Origin of the sequence: Mordavella massiliensis (genome assembly GCF_016902415.1) — a bacterium.
GTDB classification, from domain to species: domain Bacteria; phylum Bacillota; class Clostridia; order Lachnospirales; family Lachnospiraceae; genus Merdimonas; species Merdimonas faecigallinarum.
On record NZ_JACJLV010000005.1, the window covers coordinates 1 to 19,067 of the forward strand.

Below are 19,067 nucleotides of genomic sequence, written 5' to 3' on the forward strand. Positions count from 1 at the left end.
GTATAGTATATTAAATTGTTCAGATGCTTTATGGGGCATTGGAGTAGTAGAAGAACGTAAAAATAATTTCAAAACATCATTTGAGTATGGTAGACAAGCTATTGAGCTAAACAAATGGTTTGATGAAGAGAGAAAAAGGCATTGTTTATATACGATTGGATTACTATTACAAAGTGATCAACTCGTAACATTTGGTATAAAAAGGGATTTAGAATGTTCGTATAATTATATTTCCCAAGCGGCAAAATTAGGAAGTGCAGGAGCACAACAAGAACTTAAGCATTATAAACGAGGGCTTTTTGGGCAATTAAAATATGTTAAATAAAAAGAGGATAAAAGAATGGCGGTAGATTATTGTTGCAAGTGTAAAGACTGTGAATATATTGATCCTACAGAAAAGAATGGATATAAATGGTATTGTACATATCGCAGAACTTATGAAGATCCAGATGAAATAAAGGAATGTAGATATTATAAAGAGCGCGGTAGTGGAAGTGGTGGATGTTTTTTAACAACCGTATGTTGTGAAGAAAAAGGACTTCCCGATGATTGTTATGAACTGACAATGATGCGGAAATATCGCGATGAAGTGTTAAAAAAGACAGAACAAGGGAGAAAAATAATTGATTTTTACTATGAGCAAGCTCCACGTATTGTAAAGCAGATTAAAAAATCTGATAAGAAAAAAGAAATCTGCGAGTGGATTTATAATGAAATTTATAAAGTAGTAAAACAATTTGAAAAGGGATGTTTAAATGAAGCCGGAAACAGATATTTGTTAATGATGTATCAAGCAGATTTGCTGTCATTAAATTTAAAGACTATGATCTAAAAGTAATATTTTAAAGCTCGAATTAATTCGAGAACTAAAGATATTCTAAACAGCAAAAATATTTTTTATGTTATATTATAGAACGTGTAGCAAGGAAATTACCTCAGAAAACAAATACGTTGTTAAGTCTATAGTGAAAGATGAATGGGGCGTCTGATCAGCCTGGCTAATGTACTTCACTGTAAGAATCCCCTGAAAATTGAAGCTGAATGGATCGAAGAGTATAAGTTGGCAACAGGGAATTTTGATATCACGGATGTCGATTTAGGACTGAAAGACGAGAGCCCATCAGAAACACAGATGGGAAAGTATATACAAGGCTGATTCTGTCAACATTACAGCCGGAGGAAGATTATATTGATGAAATGATTTGAGTATACAATGATGAAATATGTGACACGTTTGTTCCGTATTATGTAATAACAAGAGCCTATAATAATGGAGGATTTTAAAGAGCAGGCAACCGCACTTGGATACGTTAAGGAGAACCATATCACAAGTAAGGGCGGTTTTTGTATTTGGTTGTAATATGGTATGAAGTAATGAATCATATGGAATATTTAGAAGGGAGTGGACAGATGATGTTCCGCTCTCTTTTCGTATGGGTAAGAAAGACAATGACAGGGAAATAAACGAATGGTATAATGAAGTAGAACTAGGTCGACAGATTAGAATTTGGAGGCACAAAAATGAAACAAACAACAAAGAATGCAGGAACAGGTGCAGCATTAGGAATGTGTTTTGGTTTGGCTATCGGCTCTGCAATTGAGAGCTTAGGAATACCAATAGGGCTTTGTTTGGGAATGTCGATTGGTCTTGTCATTGGCGCAAAGAAGGATGAAATTGTTAATAAGCAAGTTGCTGAAAAAGGATATAAAATAAAAGCAATAGAAAAAAAAGAGGTATCCAATGAATACGGTATTACACTTGTAGATAATCAAGGAAATGAACAAACGGTTTCAATATCTTCATCAACGATGGAAACAGAATTGTTTAAAGTAGGAGATATTGTGTTTATTGATGAGGATGGAGACATAGAACAAGCCTTTGATGAAGATGAGATAAGCTAAATTGGAATTACTATGTATTATGATGACCATAATCCACCCCTCTTTCATGTGGAGTATAATGGGAGAAAGGCTTTGATTGATATAAATGATGCTTGTGTTTTGCAGGGAGCATTGCCATCAAGACAACTGAAGCTCGTGCTGGCATGGTGCGTGATCCATCAGGATGAATTAATGCAGAACTGGGAACTTGCAAAGGATGGGAAACCGTTAAACAGAATCAATCCTTTGGTTTAAATATAAGGAGGCATTGTAATGTTAGAATATATTCCAACTGTGATCCAGGTAATACCGTATGATGCTCTTGGCAGTATCGTAATCAAGACAAAACTATTATAGAATGATTTGGAAAAAACTATGAATAAATATTTAAAAATCCAGTTCCTGCTGATTCTTTCTGTTCTCAGTGTTCTGCTTCTTTCCGGTTGCAGTCATCATCATTACAGTCGAAGGGATGCCATAAAGTGGTTTCAGGAAACGTATGTAGATGAAAAATTAGTGGTATCCAGGGATTATACGGAGAGGAAGAACTCTTCCGGCTACACGGACAAGGTCTGGAAAGCGCACTTAAAAGAACTGCCGGAAGTGGAATTTGAGTTGATCAGTCATAAATATTATTCACTTTTTACTCAGTACGACTTGAAAACTTCCTATGAACTGGAAATGGCCAGCTATTATCTGGAACAGTATCAGAAACTGCAGGATGTAGAGACAGAATCTCTTTATAACGAGAAGCTTGCAATAAACGGAATATATCATGCCGTTCAGGAGATGGAAAATCTTTGTAAAGAACTGGGAGATTTTGACGATTATGTAAGGGAACAGAAGTATCCATGTTCCATCCGGTACGGAGTCGCTTATGCGGAGCCTCTGACCTTTGTCAGCAAGGAAGAAGATCCGTCTGTTATGGACCATGAGACTTACGTATATGAAGACGGAGACAGCAGGCGTGATCCTGAAGAAGATGGGGAACTGGAAGAGGGCCTTGGGAAGATGGCAGAAAAATACTTTGCCGCCTATACGATTACTTACCGGGTCGAGATGGAACAGTTCACGGAAGAGGAACTGGAACGCGCAGCGGATTGGCGCGCCAATTATCGTTTTACAGTTATCAGGCCGGATGAGATGGAAATCTGTTATCCAGAATTGGTTCTGTGTGATACTGGCGGGATGTCCTTTGGCTGTCTTTATGAAGTGCTGAAAAGAGAGGGCATTCCGGTTACCGGTACCCCGGAGGAATTTTCATTTACCAATACAGACGGTGAAGTCTGTTCTTTCTCGTATGCCTATAAAGAGCCTCTTTTAGTGACAGATTATGGAGAAAAGAAAAAACTTTCTGATATATTTTATTATCTCTCGAATGGAAATCAGGTGGTTTTGTCTCAGACTCCGGATATTACAATGGAGCAGTTCCATTCATTGACAGGGCTGAAATTTGAAGAAATGAATGATTAGTAAATCTATAAAAGCGGGGGTGTAAGGAATGAAAGCAGTTGTATATAAAGGAAATGGAGAAATCAGACTGGAAGAACGCCCCATGCCGGTTCTTAAAAGCGCGCAGGATGCGATTGTTCAGGTGACGATGACAACCATCTGTTCCAGCGATATCCATATCAGACACGGGGCAGTTCCAAGAGCTGTGACGGGCGTCATACTGGGACATGAATTTGTCGGAAAAGTCGTGGAAACCGGGAGCGCCGTGACAAACATAAAACCCGGCGACCGGGTGGCAGTTAATGTGGAGACTTATTGTGGAGACTGCTTTTTCTGCAGGAGAGGGTTTGTCAATAATTGTACGGATCCCCTGGGCGGCTGGGCGCTTGGATGCAGGATCGACGGCGGCCAGGCAGAATATGTGCGGATTCCCTATGCAGATAACGGACTGACACGGATTCCTGACCATGTAACAGATGAGCAGGCTCTGTTTAACGGAGATCTCCTTTCTACCGGATACTGGGCTGCAAAACTGGGAGAGATCAGGAACGGTGATACTGTTGCTGTTATCGGAGCGGGCCCTGCCGGTCTCTGTACAATGCTTTGCGCAGGGCTTTATGCACCTTCCTGCATCATTGCCATTGATACAGATCCCTATCGGCTGAATCTGGCAAAAGAAAAGGGTCTTGCAGACATTACGCTGGTTCCGGGGAAAGATCTGGTAGAAAAGGGGATCCGGGAACTTACAGAAGGCCGGGGAGCGGATGTGGTGATCGAAGCAGCCGGAGGAAAGGATACCTTTCAGCTGGCATGGGAGATTGCCAGACCCAATGCAAATGTAGTGGTCGCAGCCATGTATGAAGAATCACAGATACTGCCTCTCCCGGAAATGTACGGCAAAAATCTGGTATTTAAAACCGGGGGAGTAGACGGATGCTATTGTCAGGAGATCATGGATCTGACTGCGGAAGGGAAACTGGACGCCAGCTTCCTGATCACTCACCGCTGCAGCTTTGCAGATATTATGAAAGCTTACGAGGTATTTGAAAAGAAAGAAGACCATGTGATCAAATATGCGGTCACGCTATAAAAAACATGGAGGGAAGCATGGATATAAGAATTCTGATTCCAATAATAATGGCCGTGTTACTGCTTAGCTGGGTTATATTCTGCGGGATTCAATTCATACGTCACAGTAAGGACGTGATCGTCCGTTCTGATTTTACAGGACATGTAAAGTGTGAAAAATGCGGTACTGAATATACGGTGAATGCTGCGGAATTTACGAAATCCGCCATGGCAAAATCTGTAAGTGTAACAAAAACAAAGTTTGTAAACGGGGCATTGATCAATCAGCCTCATTATAAATACTATGCAAAGAAATTTTATTGTCCGGTTTGCGGAAAACGCAGATACGCCAGGGTTTTAAATATCAATGACATCAACCAGGCTATGAAAAAGCCGATGCTGCAAAGCGGCATACGATGGCTGATACTCATGATGACCGGCGGATTACTGATCCTTGCAGCGACCGGAATTCCGATGTATTTTGCTAATAAAGCTGCAGCACGTCAGGTGGAAGATTTAAAACAGCAGCAATATGAAGATTTTTTAGAAGATTATGTGGAGTAAGAGGGCAATCAGATGAGAATGAATCCGTTTTGCCTGACCTGTCTGATCCAGAGTCAGGAACTGCAGATCAGGAATTTTGAAGATGAAGAAAAGAAACTCCGATATATGAAAGAAATCCTTGGATATCTGTCTGCCAGCGATCCGGACGCTTCGGCCCCGGCCCTGGTGAAGTCCATTTCCAGAATATATGAAAACTACTGGGGAAAGAAAGACAGCATGGAAGAGGCCAAAAAAGAATTCAACGATTTTCTTTTGTCGATGGAAAAGGATCTGGAAGCGCAGATCCGGACACATACCGATCCTGTGGAGGCTGCGCTTTGTTTTGCAAGAACCGGGAATTATATTGACTATTCTGCAGTGAAGGATGTGTCCAGGGAGAAATTACTGGAATTATTTGAAGAGCAGGAAAAGGACGGGCTAGATCAGACGGAGTACGCATATTTCAGACAAGAACTCACACATGCGTCGACACTGGTCTATCTTGCTGACAATTGTGGAGAGATTGTCCTGGATAAAATCGCGATCAGGATCATCAAAGAACAGTTCCCACATCTGAATATTACTGTCATTGTACGCGGGGCTCCTGTTGTCAATGATGTAGATCTGGACGCCGCTTATTATGTGGGTCTGGATAAAACTGCTTCGGTTATAGATAACGGAAGCGAGATCGCGGGAACGGTGCTTTCTGATATCAGTCCTGCCGCCCGTGGAGAACTGGAAAATGCCGATCTGATCATTGCAAAAGGACAGGGTAATTTTGAGACGCTTCACGGCTGCGGACTTAATATCTATTATCTATTCTTATGCAAATGCGATTGGTTTATGAGACGCTTTGCGGCGGAACGGTTTCAGGGAATGTTGATCAACGAAAATCGGATACCTGCTGAACGGCAGTAAACGTATGTGGGATTTACAAAGTCAGAAGTTTATAAGATGTGCAAAAAGTGAGGCGCTGTATCTATAACAGATACAGCGCCTTTACTTGTATTTTACATAACCTTTACACAGTTTTGCTGGTTTTAGATGTAAATTATAAGTAAAATAAATTTGATTCTTACCCTGTTTTTCTGAAATGATATCCGTATTCTATATATGAGGAGGACTTAGGTCATGCAAAGCGAGAATCAGATTGTAAAAATGGTCTATGACGCAAAAGAAGATCTGCAAAAGGCAGACAATCTGATCCGTACCTATATCCCCTTCATTCGATCTGAAGTGTCAAAATGTATTTCCCGACTATGTACAGAACAAGACGATGAATTCAGCATCGCCATGATGGCCTTCCATGAAGCCATTATGGGATATGAGAAAAAAAGAGGAGCATTTTTGAATTATGCGGCTTTATTGATTCGAAGCCGAATCGTTGATTTTCAAAGAAAAGAAGCCCGGCATCAGAACCATGTTTCTATTTATGAAGAAAGTGGAACTGAAGGTCGTTTGATCATTGATGAAATCACGGATGAACATGATTATTTTGAGGAGACGGCTTCCAGAGACGCCACAAAACAGGAAATCGAAGAGCTGGCCCTTGTTATGGCAGAATTTGGGATTTCTTTTTCTGATGTAGCAGACAATTGCCCAAGGCAGGAACGGACAATAAAAGCCTGTTCTGCAGCCATTTCCTTTGCAGCAGAAAAACAGGAACTGCTGGATGAATTGTTAAGAACAAAAAAACTTCCTCTTGCCAGACTTGCTTCCGGCTCTGGAACAGAGCGGAAAACACTGGAACGTCACCGGAAATACATATTGGCAATGCTCTTGATCTACACAAATGGATATGAAATCATACGCGGACATTTGAAGCGCATCCTGAAAAGGGAAGGGGGGATGTCGGCATGAAATATATGGTCATGGAATGTCATCCGGGATATGCGGTGGTCCTGTCTGACGATGGAAATTTTCTGAAGGTTGCAAATATGCATTATGAAGTGGGGCAAACTGTTGCGGATGTGATTGAAATGCAGTATCCACTTCCAGAAAAGAAGAAAAAGAGCAGATGGATTTACACTATTGCAGCCACAGCAGCCTGCCTTGCATTGATCATAACTTCTGTATTCCGAATGGGACACGGTACAGCCTATGCGTCTGTCTATATGCGGATTAATCCGGAGGTCAGGATTGATGTGACAAGAGATGATCTTGTGGTAGGATTGGATGGTGTAAATGAAGATGGGGAGAAACTGGCAGATAACTACAATTTTACTGAAAAGAAACTAGATCAGGTAATGGATGAATTAGTCGACAAAGCGGCAGATCAAGGATATCTACAGGAAGGCGGACGTATTTCCCTGACTCTGGATGCCGACGACGATGAATGGGTAGTATCACACAGTGCATCCCTGAAAGATCACCTGAATCACCACCTTGAGGAACGAATGTCGGTTACCATTGAAGTAACAAACGATAGTTACAAAGACAATAAAGTAACGATACCCGTTTATCCAGATGCCAGTGGCTACGGAGATGATGGTGACAGCGGCTATGGTGAATCCGGATACGGCAACAGCGAATATGATTAAAAAATATTTTTCCTTACCCCGTTTTGGAAATGTCAGTTCCGTATTCTATGTATGAAAGGCAAAAAAGGAACGCCTGAAAAATAATCTGCAGATAAATACACAGTCTGAAAGGAGAATGAATTATGAAAAAGAAATCTATGTTAGCACTGGTATTAGCAATGACAATGAGCACAGGTCTTCTGTTTGGATGTGGACAGAACAGTACAGAAGCAACTGTAACTGAGACCGTGGAGGAAACTTCCGCAGAACCCCAACCTGCCGGCGGGACACTGGTATTAAGTGTAAATCCGGAAATAGAGATTAACTATGATGAAAACGGAAATGTAACGGAAATTTCCGGACGCAATGATGATGGAAATGCAATTCTTGCAAATTATTCCGGATATGAGGGCAAAGCAGCCCGCGAGGTTGTAACGGAACTGGTAACAGCAATCGGAGAAGCGGGTTATTTTGTCGAGGAGGTTGAGGGCGAAAACCGTCAGATCACCATTGAGATCGAGCCTGGTTCAGGTCTTCCTCATGAAACTTTTTTAGATGAAGTTGCATCTGATGTTCATGAATGTGTAAGCGCCAACAACTGGCAGAGTCCTGTAGATCTTCGTGGAGAGAGCGACTATGGAATGAGCGATTACCAGGACACGGATTATGGTCCGGAAAACGATGGAGTTACAGATTACGGGGATGGACAGTCTAACTATGATGAAGGACAGTCTAATTATGATGACGGGCAGTCTAACTACGACGACGGGCAGACCAACTATGACGATGGACAGTCCGACTATGATAACTAAGAATCCGGTAAAACTCCGGCATGAACTGAAGCAATTAATCAATCCACAAGATGATTTAATACTGTCATCAAGGCTTAGGAAGTTGTTTCCACATGACAAACATTCCTGCTCACGCGGAACATACCGTGTGAGCAGCCTTTACTTTGACACACCGGATGATAAAGCATTGCGACAAAAACTGGACGGAGTAAACTTAAGAGAAAAATTTCGCATCAGATATTACGGAACAGATACTTCGTTTATCCGGTTGGAAAAAAAGTGGAAGATCAATGGTCTGTGTGGTAAATCAAGTGCCCGTATAACCAGCACGCAGGTGCAGGATCTTCTGGAAGGGAATTACCGGTTTTTACTTGTATCAAACGATCCCCTTCAGATAGAATTCTACAGCAAGATCAAAGGACAGTTGCTTTGCCCTAAGACAATCGTTGTATATGAAAGAGAAGCCTTCTCTTACTTACCTGGAAATGTCCGCATTACCATAGACAGAGATCTTAGAAGCAGTATGGGAAAACACGACTTTTTAAATCCGGATGCATACCGTATCCCTGTTTCAGACTCCTTTTCCGTACTGGAGATCAAGTATGATGAGTACCTGCCGGATATTGTCCGGATGGCAGTTCAGTGTGAAAACAGGCGGACAACGGCTTTCTCTAAATATATGGTATGCCGAAGATACGATTAGACAAACGGTACGGGAACAAGGAGAAGAATTATGACATTTCAATTTCAGGATATTTTTAAATCAAGTTTTCTGGAAAATTCAGCCTCAATTCATCCGATGGATATGATATTGGCGCTGGCGCTTTCATTTTTACTTGGCTTATTTATCTTTTTTATTTATAAAAAATGTTATGCCGGCGTTATGTACTCGGCAAGTTTTGGGGTAACACTGATCGCATTATGTATGATTACGGCGCTTCTGATTCTTGCAGTGACATCCAATATCGTGCTTTCTCTTGGTATGGTAGGCGCACTTTCAATTGTCCGGTTTCGCACAGCAATTAAAGACCCGTCAGACATTGCCTTCCTGTTCTGGGCAATCGCAGCAGGGATCGTTCTTGCGGCAGGTTTTCTTTTGCTTGCAGTGTTTGGAAGTGTTTTCATCGGTATAATTCTTATTATTTTTGCCGGCTATAAAGGATATGACAGACCGTATATCCTGGTCCTTCACTGCGAAAACCAGGACACTGAAAAAGAAGCCTGCGACTTTTTGGCTAAGAATGTACAGAAAATATCATTAAAGAGCAAAAGCTTATCACGGGGCTGTATTGAACTAAACTATGAGATTCGCCTGAAAGATGCCAATACTGATTTTATCAACGAATTATCCGGGTTTCCCGGTATCATGCAAGCAGTAATGGTTTCGTATAATGGCGATTATATGAATTGAACATATGCTGAAACATAAATATATTGATGCCATCTGCATCACAGGAATAATACTTGCTGTTCTTGGAACCATTTTATTTATAAACGGCGAGCAATGGGGGCTGCAAAAAGCCTCCTCAAAACCCGGCTATGTGTCGCGCCTGTTCGATAAAACAAAAGTACATCAGATTGACATTCATATGGATGATTGGAAAGGTTTTCTTGCAAATGCACACAAGGAAGAATACACCTCCTGTACAGTAGTGATTGATGGTGAGATTTTTCATGATGTGGGAATTCGGGCAAAGGGGAATAATTCTCTGCGTCTGACAGAGAAGTATGGGCATGAACGATACAGTCTGAAACTGGAATTTGACCATTTTAAAGCTAACAGTTATTACGGATTAGATAAATTATGTCTGGATGCGTCCTTTCAGGATAACAGTTATCTGAAGACCTGGATCACCTATGATATGATGGAACATATGAAGATTCCAACTCCTTTGTGCAGTTATGTGTGGGTCAGAGCCGGCGGAGAAGACTGGGGGCTTTTCCTGGCTGTGGAGGAACCAGAGGAAGCATTTGTCCGTCGTAATTTCGGAAAAGATCATGGTCAGCTTTATAAACCGGACTATAAATCTCTGGAGGATCCCAATCATGATGTCTATCTTCAGTATACCGATGATTATGAGGATAGTTATGATAATATTTTCCGTAATGCTAAATTCGAGCCTGATACGGCAGATAAAAAAAGACTCATTCAGGCATTGAAAATCCTGGCATCTGGAGAGAATTTAGAAACGGCGGTTCATGTAGACGAAGTATTGCGTTATTTTACCGTCCAGGTTTTTGTAGTAAATCTGGACAGTTATCTTGGTAAAACCGGTCATAACTATTTTTTATATGAAGAAGATGGAATATTGCAAATAATACCCTGGGATTATAATTTAGCTTTCGCCACATATTCTCTGGGAATGCCTGAACCTATTAATGACTCCAGACTGTATGTTAATTATCCTATTAACACACCGGCATCAGGCGAGATTATGAAAAACAGGCCCCTCTATCATAATCTGATGAAAAGCCGAGAATATTATGCTCAATATCACATCTATTTTAATCAGCTGGTCGCAGAGTATTTTGAAAGCGGCCATTTTGAAAAATTTGTATCTGAAACACGAAATATGATCGAACCATACGTAAAAAAAGATCCGACGGCCTTTTGCACCTATGAAGAATATGTGGCAGGAGCAGAGACCATCACCGATTTCTGTCTACTGCGCGCACAAAGTGTGCGCGGACAGCTTGACGGGACGATTCCATCCACAATTTCCGGACAAATGAAAGATCAAGATAGTTTTGTGGATGCATCTTCCGTATGGCTTCCGGATATGGGAGAGATAGCAGACTTGAAAGAATAATCGAAAAAAGAAAATATTCTTTTTCTCAGTGTGTAAGTGTGGTACAATGAAAAGCGATGAAACCGAGATTCTTACATGCGGAGATCGATTATATGAAAAATGAACAGGGAAGGACAGAAACCCTTGAATTTATTCAAGATGTAACTGAAAAAATAAAAAACAAACTAAAGGAAATTGATCAGTCCCTTTTGGCTGGACAGAAAGATATTGAACGCATGCACGATTATTACTGGGAAAATTATACAGAAATGGACCAGTATGGTTACGAGGATTATGACAATCAGCAGGCGTTATTGAACCAGACAAACGCAAATCAGGAATTGATCCGCAGAAAATGGAGATTTCAAAAGATGTTGGAATCTCCGTTTTTCGGGCGGGTCGATTTTTGTTATAAAAATGAATCTTCAGCAGAACAATTTTACATCGGCGTTGGCAATTTTGCAGAAAAAACGGGCGGAACGCCTCTCATCTATGACTGGAGGGCGCCGGTCTGCGAATTGTTTTATGATTACGACAGCGGCCCGGCTTCTTATCAGGCTCCGGCCGGCACCATGGAAGGAGAGATCCTGTCCAAATGGCAGTATAAGATCCGCAGAGGAAAACTGGTCTATGCTTTTGAAAGTGATACCAAAATTGATGACGAGATCTTAAAACAGGAACTGGGAAGCAACAGTGACGTAAAGCTGAAGAATATCGTACGCACCATCCAGAAGGAGCAGAATGCCATTATCCGCAATACAAAGGATAAGATCCTTGTGATCCAGGGCGCAGCCGGAAGTGGCAAGACTTCGGTCGCCCTCCACCGGATCGCGTATCTTCTGTATCACGACCGCGGGAATCTGAAATCGTCGGATATTCTGATCCTGTCCCCGGGCAGTGTGTTTGCAGATTATATTTCTCATATCCTGCCGGAACTTGGCGAAGAAACCGTGCAGGAGATGAGTTTTGACCTCTTTGTCTACCGAGAACTTAAAGATGTGGCTCCTGACTGCGAAGACCGGTATCATCAGCTGGAGCGTCTGATGAAGTTCCCGGATCCGGAAGCTTATGAAAGATATCTGAATAAACAGTCAGAATGGATGTCCGGACAGATGGAAGGATTTCTTGCCACACTGGAGGACAGCCTGATGGATTTCCGGGATCTGACATGGAACGGGCTTCATAAAACCGAACAGGAACTGATCCATCTGTTTTATTTTCGTTTTCAGAATGTGCCGCTGCTTGCGCGCATGAATGCTGTAATGGAATATGTGGTAGATGAATACGAGACTCTGAAAGGAAGAGAACTGTCTGAAGAAGAGTCCGAATATCTCCGGCAGAAATTTGACAGCATGTATGTGACAAAAGATATCTATCAGATATACAGCCGGTTTCTGGAAAGCTGCGGATGGCAGCCTCTGCCGGACATCCCTTATGAACGCAGGCTGGTGGAGTATGAGGACGCGGCGCCCATGCTGTATCTGAAATACCGGCTTCTGGGAAAAGGTTCCCACAAAAGGATCAAGCATCTGGTAATTGATGAGATGCAGGATTACTCCTATATCCAGTATCTGATCCTGGCAGAGTTGTTTTCCTGCAGTATGACGATCCTGGGAGACAAATATCAGACACTGGATGAAGAGATGCGGGACGTGACTGCTTTTTTGCCCCGGATCTTTGGAAGTCATGTGAAAAAGATATCCATGAATAAAAGTTACCGTAACACAGTGGAGATTGCAGCCTATGCGGCAGGACTTTTGTCCCCGGGGGAAAAAGAAGCAGCCGAATATCTGGAACGGCACGGGAAGCCGGTGGACGAAGAAACCTTTCTGACCATCGACGAGATGCTGGATACACTCTGCGGAAAACTTCGGATACAGGGGGAGAACAGTTTTGAGACAGCCGCTCTTCTGACGATGACTGAAGCAGAGGCTTATGATCTTTATCAGCTACTGAAGAACAAAGGACAGCCGGTTTCTTATATTGACAGGGACAGCAGCACTTTTCATCCCGGTCTGTCCGTAACCACCTTTTATCTGGCAAAAGGACTGGAATTCGACCAGGTGTTTATGGTAAGTGAGGACAGCAGCAATCCGTTCCTGCCCCGGGCTCGATATATCAGCGCCACAAGGGCGCTTCATGAACTCTATATGTATAAGATTCTGTAACAGAGAGGAGAGAATACCATGCAGAAAATCATTTTAGGGAAAACAGGGATCCAGGTCACCAAAAACAGTTTCGGCGCATTGCCTATCCAGAGGATCAGCAAAAAAGACGCGGTATATCTGCTTCAGAAGGCTTTCTACAACGGGATCAATTATTTTGATACGGCAAGAGCCTATTCTGACAGTGAAGAGAAGCTTGGCGCGGCATTTTCTTATATCCGCGGGAAGCTGATCATCAGCACCAAGACTGCCGCACAGACAGGCGAAGAGTTGAAGAAAGATCTGGAAGAAAGTTTAAGAATGCTTCAGACCGATTATATTGACATTTATCAGTTCCATAATCCGGCATTCTGCCCGAAGCCGGGGGACGGGACCGGACTTTATGAAGCGGCCGAAGAAGCAAAAAGAGAAGGAAAGATCCGGCACATCGGTATCACCAACCACCGGATCGCCGTGGCAAAAGAGGCAATCGCCTCCGGGCTCTATGAGACGATGCAGTTTCCGTTCTCTTATCTGGCGGCGGACGCTGATCTGGAAATCGTAGAAATGTGCAGAGAAGTGAATATGGGATTTATTGCTATGAAGGCCCTGGCCGGAGGATTGATCCACAACTCTGCATGTGCCTATGCATTTATGGATCAGCCGCAGTTTTCCCATGTTGTACCCATCTGGGGCGTGCAAAGAGAATCGGAGCTGGATGAATTTCTTTCTTATCAGGTCTGTCCTCCAAGTCTCAATGATGAACTGAAGGCAGAGATTGAAAAGGATAAAAAAGAGCTTGCCGGTGATTTCTGCAGAGGATGCGGATACTGTATGCCCTGTCCTGCGGGAATTGAGATCAACAACTGTGCTAGAATGAGCCTGATGCTTCGCCGTGCGCCGCAGGAGGGATGGCTTTCACAGGAATGGCAGGCAAAAATGAAGAAGATCGAAGAGTGTAAAAACTGCGGGCACTGCAAAAGCAAATGTCCGTACGGGCTGAACACACCGAAATTACTGAAAAAGAATTATGAAGACTATAAAACCTTTTTATAGGGGGATGGCATGTTTGGATATGTGACAATCCTGGAGCCGGAATTAAAGGTAAAAGATTTCCGGCGTTATAAATCTTTTTACTGCGGGCTTTGTCAGGAATTAAGAGAACGGTACGGACATCTGGGACAGCTGACGCTGACTTATGATATGACGTTTGCCATTCTTCTTCTGACCTCACTCTATGAGCCGGAGATTCATGCGGAGGAGATCCGCTGTAAAGTACATCCCGTGAAAAAGCAGCAGATCCTGCAGGATGTATTTACCGGTTACGGAGCGGACATGAATCTGATCCTGGCTTATTATCACCTGAAGGACGACTGGGTGGATGAAAAGAAAATATCCGGTTTTCTTGGCACCTGCGCGCTGAGACGCCGGGTAAGAAAAGTCATCCGCAGGTATCCGCGCCAGTGCCGTGTGATTCAAAAAGAGTTGAAAAATCTGGCAGACTGTGAAAAACGGAATGTTATGGAACTGGATGAACCGGCCGGCTGTTTTGGCCGGCTGATGGCGGAACTGATGGTATGGAAAAAGGATCACTGGGAAGAGACGTTACGCGCGCTGGGATTTTTCCTTGGAAAATTTATTTATATCATGGATGCTTATGACGACCTGAAAAAAGACCGGAAAGAAGGAAATTATAATCCTTTGAGGTCCATCTGCGGGGAACAGGATTTCCATGAACGGTGCAGGGAAATGCTGTGTATGATGATCGCCGAGTGTACAGCGCAGTTTGAGAAACTTCCCTGCATTCAGGATATAGACATTTTGCGGAATATATTATATGATGGTGTCTGGAATAAATTCCGAAAGATAGAAAGAGAACGACAGAAAAGTGAGGATGAATCAGAATGAGCAGGAATCCATATGATGTTTTAGGCGTATCTCCTAATGCGTCGGATGACGAGATAAAAAAAGCCTACCGGGAGCTTTCCAGAAAATATCACCCGGACGCAAATGCCAATAATCCGTTGGCGGATCTGGCGGAAGAGAAGTTTAAGGAAATTCAGGAAGCTTATGACACGATCATGAAAGAACGCCAGAACGGCGGAGGATATCAGTATGGTTATGGTTCTTCCGGCGGGTTTGGCGGTTATCAGAGACAAAGTTCCGGAGATTCCCAGAATGTGGAAATGCAGGCGGTTTATAATTTTATCAACAACCGCAGGTTCCAGGAGGCGGTCAATCTTCTGAACCGTATGCCCAACCGTACAGCAGAGTGGTATTATTTAAGCGGCGCAGCCAATGCAGGGCTTGGCAATAATATTGTGGCCAGAGATCACGCTGCCCAGGCCGTGAATATGGAGCCGAACAATCCCAGATACTGTCAGCTTTTAAATCAGCTGAGCTGGAACAGCCAGAGATATCAGGGAAGCCCCTACGGCGGAGGATATGGAATGGGAGGATCTTCTTGCGGAACCGGAAATATCTGCTGTGACCTGTGGTGTGCAGATACGTTGTGTGAATGTATGGGAGGAGATCTTTGTTCATGCATGTAAAAGCAAAAATCATAGCATTCGGCGGCCTTTTACTGGCGCTGACGGTGCTGTTCATGATGCTCGGAGGAATCATAGAGACCAACACCCTGTTCCTTCTTGCCGCAGCGTCCTACTTTGCAGGGATCATGATACGGGAAACCGGACTGCGGATGGGAGCGGCCTTTTATCTGGCCGGTGTGCTGCTGGGATTCATCCTTGTACCGAACAAATTTTATGTACTTTCCTATGCGGCTATGGGATTCTACATTGTGGCGGTTGAGTTTATCTGGAGAAAGATGGGGAACCTGCCTGCAAGATATCGGAAAAAGCAGGTGTTCTGGGTCATGAAATATCTGATCTTTAATCTGATCTATCTGCCTGCGCTGCTGTTTTTCCAGGAACTTCTTTTTTCCAGGAAGCTGTCGGCGCCTCTGTTGATCGGCGCTTTTCTTGCCGGGCAGATCGGTCTGCTGATTTATGACAAGGCCTATGAATATGTCCAGGGACACATCTGGACCCGGATGCGGGGCAGATTTTTGAACTAAAGAGCAGTCAGAGATAAAAAGGCGGGGCTCCTATTGAAGGAGTCCCGCTATTGTTGTTGCCACGTCTTTACTTCCAATGATAGAAATATTGTTCATTATGATCAGATCCTGGATCTGATGTTCTTTTACAAAATCCATGACATTATTCTGTGCATAACGAAAATCAATGATATAAACTGTCTGATAATGGTCTACCAGAAAAGGAATAAAACAATTTCCGTAAGACTCCTTTACCACCAGACAGGAAGAGCCGTCGTCAAGCGTTGGATTCTCAATGACTGATAATGGCTTGTCTCCGCCGATATAGCAATAATAACCGGAACTTTCATTCCAGGAACTTACATCTTCAATTACGTGCCACTTTACTTCTGATCCATCTGTATCTGTATAAGTCATATCGTTGGTCGCCATGGGGACATAGGCGTCTACTGAGTCCGGATTTGCTGCCATATCCGCATTCTGAAGTTCCTGATAAAAAGTACCCAGGAAAGGAGAGAAGGTCATTTTATCAAATTCTGAGAGATCATTGGGCTCCAGGCCTTTCTCCTCACAGAAATTCAAATAAACATAATATGCGGCAAGTTGTGTCCAGTGATGGTCTGTGCGGAAATACAGGTACTCATCCCTGTGCTTGCGGAGTGTATCGATCGTATCGATCTTTTTCACTCCGTCCATCAGACTGTAATAATAATCAATCGCCTGCTTTTCATCCGCACCGGCCAGTTTTGCCTGTTCCTCCTCCGGAAGTACAACTCCTGTGCTGTTGGGTACAAGGATCGAATAGATATCAGTATCGCCTTTCAGCTTGGCGGCTGCATTTGACAATGCTGCGGTATAAATGTCTGCAGATTCCTGGTCATAGTAGTAGATGGTATATGCGGCGCCATCTTTCACATAGAGACTGTCCTGGATCTGATTCTGGATCTCGGCTTCCATCTCACGGCTGTCAGGAGCAGAGATTTCTTTTACTTCCTCTGCTTTTTTTGCGCCGCCGCTTTCTTTTTTCTTTTTATCCGGAATATCATCGCTCTGCTTTTGATTTCCAACCATCATGGTAGAAGTTTTGACGCCATATATGCTTTCCATCTTATGGTCGGCTGCGATCAAAGCATCCCGCATTGGAAACGTGTCAGAATACCAGAGGGAAAGATCTGAGAAAAATTCCCCGTTCCAGAGAGCGGAAAGTGTAATCTTTGGAAACTCTGTCAATTTTCGCTTTTCTACGTCAGACGTATCAGGGCGGACAAAGAACATAAGGCCCAGCAGACCGCCCAATACCATAAGAGCCGCAAAGATCCGGACACTCAGGGCGCGGAATCTGGCAGCCTGTCTTTTCTGCTTTTTTGTAACTCTTTGCTTTTTCATAAGTAATATCCTTCTTAAAACTGAAAATATAAAAATGGATTATAACTGTTTCCGATCAGCGCAAGCACTGATAATATTAAAAGAACCGGTGGAACAATCAGCTCTGTAATATTAAAGACCGTAAATGAAACCGGGTTCTGTGTCCCATAGCGGATCAGAATATGCCGGACAGTCTTTCCAAGCGGCGTACAGGCAATAACACAGAAGATCAGCAGGAATAAGTTGCTCAGGAAGATTGTCGTCACATCCATCCCGACGAATCCGGAAGTACCGATCCCGAACAGTCCGATTAAGACGCTGCCAAGTTCACCGATATTTTCAAACTTAAAGATTACCCATCCAAAGAAGATTGCGATCAGCGCATAGATATGTTTCAGCGGTCCGGGTATCCGGTCTTTGATCACAAAACGTTCCAGCAAAAGGAAAGCAAGATAGTAAATACCCCAGAAAATGTAGTTCCAGCTGGCGCCGTGCCACATGCCGGTTAAAAACCAGACAACTGCCATGTTGCGGACATATTTTGCCGTAGAACAGCGGCTGCCTCCCAGCGGGATATAGACATAATCCCGGAAAAATGTACTCAGAGAAATATGCCATCTGCGCCAGAAATCCTGGACAGATTTTGCGATATAAGGATAATTAAAGTTTTCCAGATAATGGAAACCAACCATACGTCCCATACCGATCGCCATATCAGAATAAGCGGAAAAATCCAGATAGATCTGCAGCATATAGGCAAATACACCCAGCCATAATCCCAGGGTTGACTGAGCGGCCAGAGCTTCACTGCCGGGCAGGATAAGAGCGTCGGCGATCTCTGCGCAGGAATTTGCCAGGATAGACTTTTTGGCAAGTCCGATAGAAAATCTGCGGATCCCCAGATAGATATCTGTCTGTGTCACTTTACGGTTGTCAATTTCATCGGCAACCGTTTCATAGCGGACGATCGGTCCGGCAATACACTGATGGAACAGACTGGAATATAAAAGGAGTTTCCAGTATTTGGGCTGTGCCTTGATCTCACGCCGGTATACGTCGACCACATAGGAAAGCAGCTGAAACGTATAGAAAGAAATTCCGATCGGAAGAACAATATTGGGTATCTCTTTGGGCACGCCAAAAAGAGCATGGAAATTTTCCGCAAAAAATACAGCGTATTTAAAATATCCCAAAAGCCCCAGGAGAACCAGACATTCTCCGAGCATAAACATTTTTCTCTGCCATTTGTCTCTGGATTGTTCGATCATCAGGGCAAAAAACCAGCTGGCGAATGTTTCTCCGGCCAGCAAGATCAGATATTTCGGCCCGCCCCATGCATAGAATATCAGCGAGAATATCAATAACACCTGATTTTTGTACTTATTATCAATAAAGAGATAAATGGTGAGATTTAACACCAAAAAGACAAATAAAAAAATCAAACTGGAAAAGACCATTAC

General features: G+C 43.2%; 21 protein-coding genes. 19 read left to right on the top strand and 2 right to left on the bottom strand.

The genetic code is table 11. The features are described 5' to 3' along the window. From H6A13_RS02280 to H6A13_RS02370, 19 genes are all read left to right on the top strand, one after another. On the top strand, positions 1–325 hold a 325-nt coding region (locus tag H6A13_RS02280), incomplete at its 5' end, for a hypothetical protein (protein ID WP_420827213.1). Positions 326–340: 15 nt separating this feature from the next. Next, complete coding sequence (locus tag H6A13_RS02285; protein WP_204908007.1) at positions 341–832, top strand: CFI-box-CTERM domain-containing protein; 492 nt, start codon at positions 341–343, stop codon at positions 830–832. Between the two features lie 689 nt (positions 833–1,521). Beyond that, the gene (locus tag H6A13_RS02290) at positions 1,522–1,902 is read left to right on the top strand and encodes a hypothetical protein (protein WP_204908008.1); all 381 of its coding nucleotides are present in this window, start codon (positions 1,522–1,524) and stop codon (positions 1,900–1,902) included. A gap of 12 nt (positions 1,903–1,914) precedes the next feature. Next, a complete protein-coding gene (locus H6A13_RS02295) occupies positions 1,915–2,136 on the top strand; it encodes a DUF4160 domain-containing protein (protein ID WP_204908009.1) in 222 nt (73 codons plus the stop codon). Between the two features lie 120 nt (positions 2,137–2,256). Beyond that, a complete protein-coding gene (locus H6A13_RS02300) occupies positions 2,257–3,354 on the top strand; it encodes a hypothetical protein (RefSeq protein ID WP_204908010.1) in 1,098 nt (365 codons plus the stop codon). Between the two features lie 28 nt (positions 3,355–3,382). Next, positions 3,383–4,423 carry an alcohol dehydrogenase gene (locus tag H6A13_RS02305; protein WP_204908011.1) on the top strand — a complete coding sequence of 347 codons (1,041 nt, stop codon included), beginning with the start codon at positions 3,383–3,385 and terminating at the stop codon, positions 4,421–4,423. A gap of 17 nt (positions 4,424–4,440) precedes the next feature. Beyond that, positions 4,441–4,965, top strand: a complete 525-nt coding sequence (locus H6A13_RS02310; RefSeq protein ID WP_204908012.1) for a hypothetical protein — start codon at positions 4,441–4,443, stop codon at positions 4,963–4,965. 12 nt (positions 4,966–4,977) lie between these two features. Next, positions 4,978–5,862: a damage-control phosphatase ARMT1 family protein gene (locus tag H6A13_RS02315; protein WP_204908013.1), complete on the top strand. Its 885-nt coding sequence runs from the start codon at positions 4,978–4,980 to the stop codon at positions 5,860–5,862. A 213-nt stretch (positions 5,863–6,075) separates the two neighbouring features. Further along, entirely contained in the window at positions 6,076–6,804 is a 729-nt protein-coding gene (locus H6A13_RS02320; RefSeq protein WP_204908014.1) for a sigma factor, read from the top strand. Beyond that, positions 6,801–7,484 (top strand): anti-sigma factor domain-containing protein, encoded by a 684-nt coding sequence (locus tag H6A13_RS02325; protein ID WP_204908015.1) that lies wholly within the window; start codon positions 6,801–6,803, stop codon positions 7,482–7,484. The genes H6A13_RS02320 and H6A13_RS02325 overlap by 4 nt, the downstream gene beginning before the upstream one ends. Positions 7,485–7,606: 122 nt before the next feature. Continuing rightward, positions 7,607–8,275 (top strand): anti-sigma-I factor RsgI family protein, encoded by a 669-nt coding sequence (locus H6A13_RS02330; RefSeq protein WP_204908016.1) that lies wholly within the window; start codon positions 7,607–7,609, stop codon positions 8,273–8,275. After that, entirely contained in the window at positions 8,265–8,957 is a 693-nt protein-coding gene (locus H6A13_RS02335; protein WP_204908097.1) for a polyphosphate polymerase domain-containing protein, read from the top strand. Before H6A13_RS02330 ends, H6A13_RS02335 begins: the two co-directional genes overlap by 11 nt. 30 nt (positions 8,958–8,987) lie before the next feature. Continuing rightward, positions 8,988–9,665 (top strand): DUF4956 domain-containing protein, encoded by a 678-nt coding sequence (locus tag H6A13_RS02340; RefSeq protein WP_204908017.1) that lies wholly within the window; start codon positions 8,988–8,990, stop codon positions 9,663–9,665. 4 nt (positions 9,666–9,669) lie between these two features. Further along, positions 9,670–11,064 carry a CotH kinase family protein gene (locus H6A13_RS02345; RefSeq protein WP_204908018.1) on the top strand — a complete coding sequence of 465 codons (1,395 nt, stop codon included), beginning with the start codon at positions 9,670–9,672 and terminating at the stop codon, positions 11,062–11,064. A 188-nt stretch (positions 11,065–11,252) separates the two neighbouring features. Beyond that, on the top strand, positions 11,253–13,211 hold the full coding sequence (locus H6A13_RS02350) for a HelD family protein (protein ID WP_338042988.1): 1,959 nt from the start codon (positions 11,253–11,255) through the stop codon (positions 13,209–13,211). A gap of 18 nt (positions 13,212–13,229) precedes the next feature. Continuing rightward, positions 13,230–14,243 (top strand): aldo/keto reductase, encoded by a 1,014-nt coding sequence (locus tag H6A13_RS02355; RefSeq protein WP_204908020.1) that lies wholly within the window; start codon positions 13,230–13,232, stop codon positions 14,241–14,243. A 9-nt stretch (positions 14,244–14,252) separates the two neighbouring features. Then, complete coding sequence (locus H6A13_RS02360) at positions 14,253–15,095, top strand: DUF5685 family protein (RefSeq protein ID WP_204908021.1); 843 nt, start codon at positions 14,253–14,255, stop codon at positions 15,093–15,095. Further along, on the top strand, positions 15,092–15,739 hold the full coding sequence (locus H6A13_RS02365) for a J domain-containing protein (protein WP_204908022.1): 648 nt from the start codon (positions 15,092–15,094) through the stop codon (positions 15,737–15,739). The genes H6A13_RS02360 and H6A13_RS02365 overlap by 4 nt, the downstream gene beginning before the upstream one ends. Further along, complete coding sequence (locus tag H6A13_RS02370; RefSeq protein WP_204908023.1) at positions 15,730–16,263, top strand: hypothetical protein; 534 nt, start codon at positions 15,730–15,732, stop codon at positions 16,261–16,263. Before H6A13_RS02365 ends, H6A13_RS02370 begins: the two co-directional genes overlap by 10 nt. A gap of 30 nt (positions 16,264–16,293) precedes the next feature. On the opposite strand, the gene H6A13_RS02375 is transcribed toward H6A13_RS02370, so the two are convergent. Further along, the gene (locus H6A13_RS02375; RefSeq protein WP_204908024.1) at positions 16,294–17,628 is read right to left on the bottom strand and encodes a DHHW family protein; all 1,335 of its coding nucleotides are present in this window, start codon (positions 17,626–17,628) and stop codon (positions 16,294–16,296) included. A 14-nt stretch (positions 17,629–17,642) separates the two neighbouring features. Then, positions 17,643–19,064, bottom strand: a complete 1,422-nt coding sequence (locus tag H6A13_RS02380) for an MBOAT family O-acyltransferase (RefSeq protein WP_204908025.1) — start codon at positions 19,062–19,064, stop codon at positions 17,643–17,645. Between the last annotated feature and the right edge of the window lie 3 nt (positions 19,065–19,067).

What these genes read in the sequence shown, in the direction of transcription:
- H6A13_RS02325 (WP_204908015.1), top strand. Translation starts at nt 6,801, where the DNA reads ATGAAATATATGGTCATGGAATGTCATCCGGGATATGCGGTGGTCCTG.
- H6A13_RS02335 (WP_204908097.1), top strand. Translation starts at nt 8,265, where the DNA reads ATGATAACTAAGAATCCGGTAAAACTCCGGCATGAACTGAAGCAATTA.
- H6A13_RS02360 (WP_204908021.1), top strand. Translation starts at nt 14,253, where the DNA reads ATGTTTGGATATGTGACAATCCTGGAGCCGGAATTAAAGGTAAAAGAT.
- H6A13_RS02330 (WP_204908016.1), top strand. Translation starts at nt 7,607, where the DNA reads ATGAAAAAGAAATCTATGTTAGCACTGGTATTAGCAATGACAATGAGC.
- H6A13_RS02295 (WP_204908009.1), top strand. Translation starts at nt 1,915, where the DNA reads ATGTATTATGATGACCATAATCCACCCCTCTTTCATGTGGAGTATAAT.
- H6A13_RS02300 (WP_204908010.1), top strand. Translation starts at nt 2,257, where the DNA reads ATGAATAAATATTTAAAAATCCAGTTCCTGCTGATTCTTTCTGTTCTC.
- H6A13_RS02290 (WP_204908008.1), top strand. Translation starts at nt 1,522, where the DNA reads ATGAAACAAACAACAAAGAATGCAGGAACAGGTGCAGCATTAGGAATG.
- H6A13_RS02345 (WP_204908018.1), top strand. Translation starts at nt 9,670, where the DNA reads ATGCTGAAACATAAATATATTGATGCCATCTGCATCACAGGAATAATA.
- H6A13_RS02340 (WP_204908017.1), top strand. Translation starts at nt 8,988, where the DNA reads ATGACATTTCAATTTCAGGATATTTTTAAATCAAGTTTTCTGGAAAAT.
- H6A13_RS02380 (WP_204908025.1), bottom strand. Translation starts at nt 19,064, where the DNA reads ATGGTCTTTTCCAGTTTGATTTTTTTATTTGTCTTTTTGGTGTTAAAT.
- H6A13_RS02365 (WP_204908022.1), top strand. Translation starts at nt 15,092, where the DNA reads ATGAGCAGGAATCCATATGATGTTTTAGGCGTATCTCCTAATGCGTCG.
- H6A13_RS02370 (WP_204908023.1), top strand. Translation starts at nt 15,730, where the DNA reads ATGCATGTAAAAGCAAAAATCATAGCATTCGGCGGCCTTTTACTGGCG.
- H6A13_RS02355 (WP_204908020.1), top strand. Translation starts at nt 13,230, where the DNA reads ATGCAGAAAATCATTTTAGGGAAAACAGGGATCCAGGTCACCAAAAAC.
- H6A13_RS02375 (WP_204908024.1), bottom strand. Translation starts at nt 17,628, where the DNA reads ATGAAAAAGCAAAGAGTTACAAAAAAGCAGAAAAGACAGGCTGCCAGA.
- H6A13_RS02285 (WP_204908007.1), top strand. Translation starts at nt 341, where the DNA reads ATGGCGGTAGATTATTGTTGCAAGTGTAAAGACTGTGAATATATTGAT.
- H6A13_RS02305 (WP_204908011.1), top strand. Translation starts at nt 3,383, where the DNA reads ATGAAAGCAGTTGTATATAAAGGAAATGGAGAAATCAGACTGGAAGAA.
- H6A13_RS02320 (WP_204908014.1), top strand. Translation starts at nt 6,076, where the DNA reads ATGCAAAGCGAGAATCAGATTGTAAAAATGGTCTATGACGCAAAAGAA.
- H6A13_RS02315 (WP_204908013.1), top strand. Translation starts at nt 4,978, where the DNA reads ATGAGAATGAATCCGTTTTGCCTGACCTGTCTGATCCAGAGTCAGGAA.
- H6A13_RS02310 (WP_204908012.1), top strand. Translation starts at nt 4,441, where the DNA reads ATGGATATAAGAATTCTGATTCCAATAATAATGGCCGTGTTACTGCTT.